Below are 7,363 nucleotides of genomic sequence, written 5' to 3'. Positions count from 1 at the left end.
AGATAAAACAGTATTGAGTCCATCATATCAGATGGACTCTTTTTTACTGTCTACCTATAGGGGATAATACCACAACACAATCGTGCCATTTATTATTTTATGGTACCTTGCTTATAAAAGTTTGTCAGTTTCTTATTGGTTAACATTAGTTCCAGCACTGTTAGCCGCTGGATTTATGACAAGAATTTTCATTATTTTTCATGATTGCACCCATTATTCGTTCTTTAAAAGTCGACGTGCAAATAGAATAGTTGGAACGTGTATGGGTGTTTTAACATTATTCCCATTTGATCAGTGGGGGCATGAACATTCTATTCACCACGCTACAAGTGGTAATTTGGATAAGAGGGGTACAGGGGATATTTGGACGCTTACAGTTGATGAATATGTAGCTGCACCATTTAGACTTCGTTTAGCATATCGCTTATATCGCAATCCATTCGTTATGTTTGGATTAGGTCCGATTTATGTTTTCTTGCTTAAAAATAGATTTAACCGAAAAGGTGCAAGGCAGAAAGAACGTATGAATACTTATTTGACGAATATTATAATTGTTGCTGTAGTAGCTATACTTTGCTGGGCAATTGGGTGGCAATCGTTTCTGTTAGTACATGGTACTATATTCTTAATAGCAGGTTCAGTAGGGATTTGGCTGTTTTACGTACAGCACACATTTGAGGATTCTTATTTTGAAGAGGATAAAGATTGGGAATATGTGAAAGCGGCAGTGGAAGGAAGTTCTTTTTATAAGCTTCCTAAAATTTTGCAATTCTTAACTGGTAATATTGGATTCCATCATGTTCACCATTTAAGCCCAAGGGTACCTAACTATAAACTAGAAGAGGCACACAATAATACGATTCCGTTAAAAAATGTACCAACGATTACGCTTGCTACAAGCTTACAATCACTACGTTTCCGTCTTTGGGATGAGAAAAGTAACAATTTTGTTAGCTTTAAAGATGTCAAAAATATAATTAAAAATAATGTTTCTGTTCGAGTGAAATCTGAACTATAATTGCATCGTATATAAAACTCCCCTTAATCATTTTCGATTTAAGGGGAGTTTGTGTTTAAAGAGTAGATGCCAGATAAGAGGAAAATTTACATAATTCAAATTGTAATTGAAGCAGATTAGGAATTGCTCGTACGTAAGTACAAATATAAGATGACAGTAAATGCATTATGTTAACAAATTCATAGTAAAAGGGGGGATCGTACAACATTATATCCAAAAATAAGAAAAGACTTGAACGAAAATTCCATTCATTTTTCTTGGTGTTCCGCATTCCATACACTTAAATAGGACGCATATTCTAATTCATCTGGATTCTCATGTAACATAGAAATGAATTCTAATTTGTTTCCATCACAATCTAGAAAGTATACACTTGCAGCAGGCATCCACCTTTGGACAATTGGCTCTTGATTTCCTTTTCCTTGACTTCCTATCACTGCTATTCCACGTTCCTCTAACCACGCTTTAGAAGTCATTAAAAACTCTAAATTTACACCAAAAGCAAAATGTCTCGGCTCAAAGTCTTCAATGTTATCTACTTCCCATAGTCCAAGCATTTGTTGTTTATTTTCTCCGACCCAAAAGAAAGCCACTCTTCTTTTGGAGAGTTTTCTTGCTAACGTTAATCCTAGCTTGTTTTGATAGAAATTTATTGCCTTCTCTAAATTTCTTACATGTAAATGAGTTTCGTATATGTTCTGTATTATTATGATCATTCCTTTCTTTATTGGTAACTACCAATTGAATAGTGAATATAATTCTAAAGTTGAAATATGTATAAGCCTAGTAATGTACATCTATATCCGATATACCTATTTACTATTATATTGAAATTGGAATGTGATAAATCCCACTGAGGTAGTAAGTGTTTAAATGAACACTCTACTACTTTTGTAGGAAAGGGGATATATTCATTAAATTCAGATGAAATCATATTAAAATAATGAAAAAAGACCACACATGAAGTGAAACGCCATGTGTGGTCTTTTATGTATAGTCAAATATTACGAAGTCTCGCTAATTTTAGTTTCACTATGAGTGTTAGTAGAATTTCTTTTCTTAACTTTAAAGTGATAGTAAGTGTAGCAAAAGATGATAAATGGGACAGTGCAATAGATTCCAAGTCGTTGTTCTGGGATAAAAATAAGACTGATTAATATAATGCCATACAATCCAAAACCAAGAATTGGTACGAGTGGATAAAGTGGCGTTTTAAATTTTAAGTCTTCTAATTTTCCGCCGTCTGCTAAATAATGTTTGCGGAAAAAGAATTGAGAAACACAAATTGACATCCAAACAATAATGGTAATGACTCCGGAAATTGAAATGAGCCACAAGTAAACAGTTTCAGCAGCTACTACACTTGTCAAAAGAGAAAAAGCAGAAATAGCTATTGTCATGATTAAAGCGTTGAGAGGAATCCCACGTGATGATAATTTCTTTAAAAATGCTGGAGCCATTTCGTTTTTTGATAAAGACCAAAGCATTCGAGTAGCAGCGTATAGTCCTGAGTTTGCGACAGAAAGAACAGCAGTAAGAATAACAAAGTTCATAATATCAGCTGCATATGGAATACCGATATTATCAAAAACAGCAACGAATGGACTCTTTGTTAATCCAGCTTCTTCCCAAGGAATTAAAGCAACAAGAACAAAGATTGCTAAGACGAAGAAAAACATTGTGCGCCATATAATATTTCTAATAGAACGAGGTAAAGTTTTTGCTGGATCTTCACTTTCACCTGCTGCGATTCCGACAAGCTCTGTACCTTGGAAGGAATAATTGACTGTAACCATTGTTAATAGAATAGCTGCAAGTCCATTCGGAAATAAACCACCATGATTTACGAAATTTGAAAGAAGTGGAGCTGGTTCATCGCCTTTTAAATCAATAAAACCGAACATAGCGGCGCCACCAAGAATTATAAAAGCTATAATGGCAGATACTTTTATACTTGAAAACCAAAATTCTGTTTCTGCATAACTACGAGCAGATAGTGCGTTAATAGTGAAGATGGTAACGCCAAATATTAAACACCAAACCCAAACAGGAATATCAGGAAACCAGCGCTGCATTGTAATACCGGCAGTTGTAAATTCAAGACCGGTCGTATTCGCCCAGCTTAACCAATACAACCATCCGATTGTAAAGCCAGTTGCAGGATTGATGAATTTAGTAGCATATTCCTGAAAAGAACCTGAAACAGGCATGGCTACAGCAAGTTCACCAAGACATAGCATAACGAAATACATTAATAATCCACCAGCAATAAAGGCAAGTACGGATCCACCAGGTCCAGCCTGACTTATAATAAAGCCAGATCCGTTAAATAACCCGGTTCCAATCACACCACCGAGTGCAATCATGAATAAGTGTCTACTTTTCATCGTACGTTTTAATTCATTGTTTGTATTGCTTACTTGCGCCATTGTTTTCCTCACTTTCGTAGTTGATAGAATAATGTTTGATGTTTTTCCGTATTATGGAATGTATTCCGTGATGTGAAATCTTGTTATAATTTTCAGATAATTAAAAAGAAAAGTCAATATTTTTTTGTTTGCGTTTTCAATTCGTTGTTAGTGATATGTTTTTATTGTTAGAAAATTAAATAAATAGATTGATTTCATTTCGAATGTTTGCTAAATTGATAGTTAATTAAGCGTACTAACATATTACGAGTAAAGTTGAGGCGAGTTATGGTACAGTCCATTGATCGAGCGATAAGTATTATTAAATTATTGAATTCTACAAATGAAAAAGAGTATTGGGCTATTTCTGATATAGCTGATGGAACACATCTCCCGGTTAGTACAGTACACAGATTACTTAACTCTCTAATGGAGCATGGGTTAGTTACACAAATTACAGAGACAAAACAGTACAAAATTGGACCAATGTGGATGGAAATAGGGTTGCGTCAATTGGAGAAGGTAGACTATAGATCTGTTGCAAGAGAAGTGATGAAACGTTTGGCTTCTGAAGTGGAAGAAAGTGTCTATTTGAATATTCCAAACGGAACACATTCTATTATCATTGAAAGAATTGATAGTCCTTTAAAAATTCGAGTTATCGATAATCTAGGAGAACAAATTCCACTTTCAATTGGTGCTGCAAATAAAACGATGCTTGCCAATATGAAAACGAATGAAATGGAACATATTGTAGAGTATTTACTTCCTTCATTACCAGAACAAAAGCAAATTCTTCTTAATCAAATAAAGCAAATAAAAAATGAAGGATATGCTGTCAGTTATGGTGAAAAAACAGAAGGGACAGCTTCAGTAGCTGCACCTATTATCGGATTTAATCATAAAGTAGTAGGAGCATTAAGTGTTGGGTTAATTAGTCATCGTATTAATGATGATCGACTATCTTTTCTTATTAGCAAGGTAAAACAAGCGGCTCATGAAATATCAATAAAAATCGGCAGTACATCAGAACTATAATTTTGATAGCTGTCGTCATTTTTTATTCATATAATGGAATTAGTTTTCATAATGCGGAAAATAGGGGGATTTATATGTCAAAGTGGCAATCAAAAGAACAATTGGTTCAATTATTAAGCAGTCTTGTTGAAATTCCTAGTATTACCGGTTCAGAAGCTGAAGTAATATTGCCAGACTTTGTTGTGGAACAATTATCTGACTTACAGTATTTCAAACAAAAACCGCACCATTTGCAAAAAAATCCGACAGGGGACGGACGATATTTTGTTACAGCACTAGTAAAGAAAAGCGATAGTACAAAAAATACTGTAATTCTAGTAAGTCACTTTGATGTTGTAGATGTACAAGATTACGGAATGTGGAAAGAAGATGCATTTAATCCTAAAAAGTTAACATCTATGTTTTATTCTCATAAAGATGAACTTCCAGACCATGTACGTGAAGATATAGAACATGGAGAATGGCTGTTTGGTAGAGGAACAATGGATATGAAATGCGGCCTCGCATTACAAATGGCAATGATTGAGCAAGCTTGCGAAGAAAGATTTGATGGGAATGTTCTTTTATTGGCTGTACCAGATGAAGAAGTAAATTCTGTAGGGATGAGGGCCGCTGTTCCGAGACTGTTAGATTTAGCAAGAGAGCATAACTTAGATTATAAAACGGTCTTAAACTCAGAGCCTATGTTTTCAAGACATCCTGGTGACCAAAATAAGTATATTTACACTGGCTCTATTGGTAAAGTGTTACCTGGTTTTCTTTGCTACGGAAAAGAGACACATGTAGGTGAACCTTTTGCAGGGTTAAATGGGAGTTATATGGCTTCATTAATAACAGCAGAATTAGAGTTAAACACAGACCTTTGTGATATTGTAGAAGGGGAAGCGAGTCCCCCGCCAACTAACTTACTTCAAAGGGACTTAAAAGAGGATTATTCTGTACAAATTCCGCATCGTGCAGTTACATTATTTAATTTGTTTTTATTAGAAAAATCAATGACAGATGTAGTTGCATTGTTACGTCAAAAAGTAACGAAAGTAGCAGAGAAAATAGAAGAGTCGTATGAAAAACATGCATATCGTTTTTCTAAATATAATCCATTTATACCACCTAATCTCAAAGTAAATGTATTAACTTATGAAGAGCTTATCACATATGCAATTGAGCAACATGGACGAGAAAAAATAAATCATATTCAATCTAATATTATAAAAAATAGAGGAGATAAAGATGATCGTGCGGTAACCATTGATTTAGTAGATAAATTAGCGATTTTATGTAAAGAAAAGGCACCGATGATTGTACTTTTCTTCGCTCCGCCGTACTATCCAGCTGTGAGTTCACGCAACAATCCTTTAATAAAAGAGGTAGTTGTAGAAATGGAAAAGTATGCACACTACAATCATAAAATTACATTTGAAAACCAAAATTATTTTGGGGGGATTTCAGATTTAAGTTATGTAGGCTTGCAGTATCCACTGGATTCAATGAGTTCGCTTGTAGACAATATGCCATTATGGGATAAAGGTTATTCAATTCCGCTTCAGGAATTAGAAGAGTTTGATGTTCCAGTATTAAATATGGGGCCGGTAGGAAAAGATGCACATCAATGGACAGAACGTCTAGATGTAAACTACGCATTTGAAACGCTATTAGATATGTTACCGAAATGCATTGAAAAATTATTAGTTTCTAATAAAATTACACAATCATAGTAGGGAATAGGTAAGGGATAAAACAGAACCTGTAAAGAAGATTTGAATGAAATTATTTTAATATAATTAAAACTGAAACGGCCAAACTCAAGTATATATGAGTTTGGCCGTTTATCATGTAGTGAATTTCTAATTAAATTCATATGAAATCATAGCTAACGCGATCTCTTTTACAGTTTTACTTTTTAGTTTGACCAGATAGTTCAACAGACTTTTGCGTACAACGCTGCATAGCTGAAATAATCGCTGTTCTCAGTCCTTTTTCCTCTAATGTTGCTACAGCTTCTATTGTCGTTCCGCCAGGAGAACAAACCATATCTTTCAATTCACCTGGATGTATTCCTGTTTCTAGTACCATTTTTGCAGAGCCTAACACAGCTTGAGCAGCGAATTTATATGCTTGATTTCTTGGCATACCATCTAGTACAGCAGCATCTGCCATCGCTTCTATAATCATATATACATAAGCTGGTGAAGAACCACTTACAGATGTTACAACATCCATTAATTTTTCACTTACGATCTCTGTTTGACCAAAACTATTGAAAATGTTTAGTACATCTTCTAAATCTTTTTCTGTCACCATTTCATTAGGGCATAATGCAGACATTCCCTCTCCAACAAGAGCAGGAGTATTAGGCATTACTCTTACAACCTTTACTTTTTTATTAAAGGCATTTTCAGTACTTTCAATACTTTTCCCAGCAGCGATCGTTACGATGATAGCATCGTTTTTGATTACTTCTTTTATTTCATTAATTATTGACGCGTATAGGTCTGGTTTGATTGATAAAATTAAAATATCAGCATTTTTAGCTACTTCATTGTTGTCGGTAGTTGTAGTTAGTTCATATTTTTCACTAGCATTTTTTAAATTAGCAGTGTTTAAATCTGAACAAATAATTTGATTTGAAGACACTATATTTTTGTTTATCATTCCGCCAATCATAGCCATTCCCATATTTCCGCAACCGATGAATCCAATTTGTTTATCCATAATAACTCAATTTTGCTCCTTTTATAATCAATTATATCGGTTTGATATTATTTTCTTAGAATAAGAATAACATCCCTGTGCAATATAAAGAAACATTCTAAGAGAATATATTCCTTTTTGCAACACTAAAAGATAAAAATTAATTATATTCGACATTATGTAAATATATACACTATAATGTAAGGTT

5 protein-coding genes and 1 pseudogene are annotated in these 7,363 nt (G+C 34.0%); 3 read left to right on the top strand and 3 right to left on the bottom strand.

All coding sequences use genetic code 11. The features are described from left to right. Window positions 1-73 precede the first annotated feature (73 nt). Window positions 74-1,018, top strand: a pseudogene (desA, locus tag MR168_RS21300) (Delta(5) desaturase DesA); the annotation flags it as partial. 248 nt (window positions 1,019-1,266) lie between these two features. Here desA and MR168_RS21295 read toward each other — a convergent pair. Continuing rightward, window positions 1,267-1,725 carry a VOC family protein gene (locus MR168_RS21295; protein ID WP_061113205.1) on the bottom strand — a complete coding sequence of 153 codons (459 nt, stop codon included), beginning with the start codon at window positions 1,723-1,725 and terminating at the stop codon, window positions 1,267-1,269. A gap of 297 nt (window positions 1,726-2,022) precedes the next feature. Next, window positions 2,023-3,447: an amino acid permease gene (locus MR168_RS21290; RefSeq protein ID WP_000079991.1), complete on the bottom strand. Its 1,425-nt coding sequence runs from the start codon at window positions 3,445-3,447 to the stop codon at window positions 2,023-2,025. Window positions 3,448-3,714: 267 nt separating this feature from the next. Between MR168_RS21290 and MR168_RS21285 the strand changes: the two genes are divergently transcribed. Further along, window positions 3,715-4,464, top strand: a complete 750-nt coding sequence (locus tag MR168_RS21285; RefSeq protein ID WP_000250758.1) for an IclR family transcriptional regulator — start codon at window positions 3,715-3,717, stop codon at window positions 4,462-4,464. 74 nt (window positions 4,465-4,538) lie between these two features. Further along, a complete protein-coding gene (locus MR168_RS21280; RefSeq protein ID WP_000049568.1) occupies window positions 4,539-6,179 on the top strand; it encodes a M20/M25/M40 family metallo-hydrolase in 1,641 nt (546 codons plus the stop codon). A 178-nt stretch (window positions 6,180-6,357) separates the two neighbouring features. On the opposite strand, the gene proC is transcribed toward MR168_RS21280, so the two are convergent. Continuing rightward, on the bottom strand, window positions 6,358-7,176 hold the full coding sequence (gene proC / locus MR168_RS21275) for a pyrroline-5-carboxylate reductase (RefSeq protein ID WP_086412225.1): 819 nt from the start codon (window positions 7,174-7,176) through the stop codon (window positions 6,358-6,360). Between the last annotated feature and the right edge of the window lie 187 nt (window positions 7,177-7,363).

Origin of the sequence: Bacillus cereus group sp. BfR-BA-01356 (genome assembly GCF_022663635.1) — a bacterium.
Lineage (GTDB): Bacteria > Bacillota > Bacilli > Bacillales > Bacillaceae_G > Bacillus_A > Bacillus_A cereus.
Note: the sequence above shows the minus strand (reverse complement) of the source record. Positions and strands in the feature narration are given on the sequence as shown.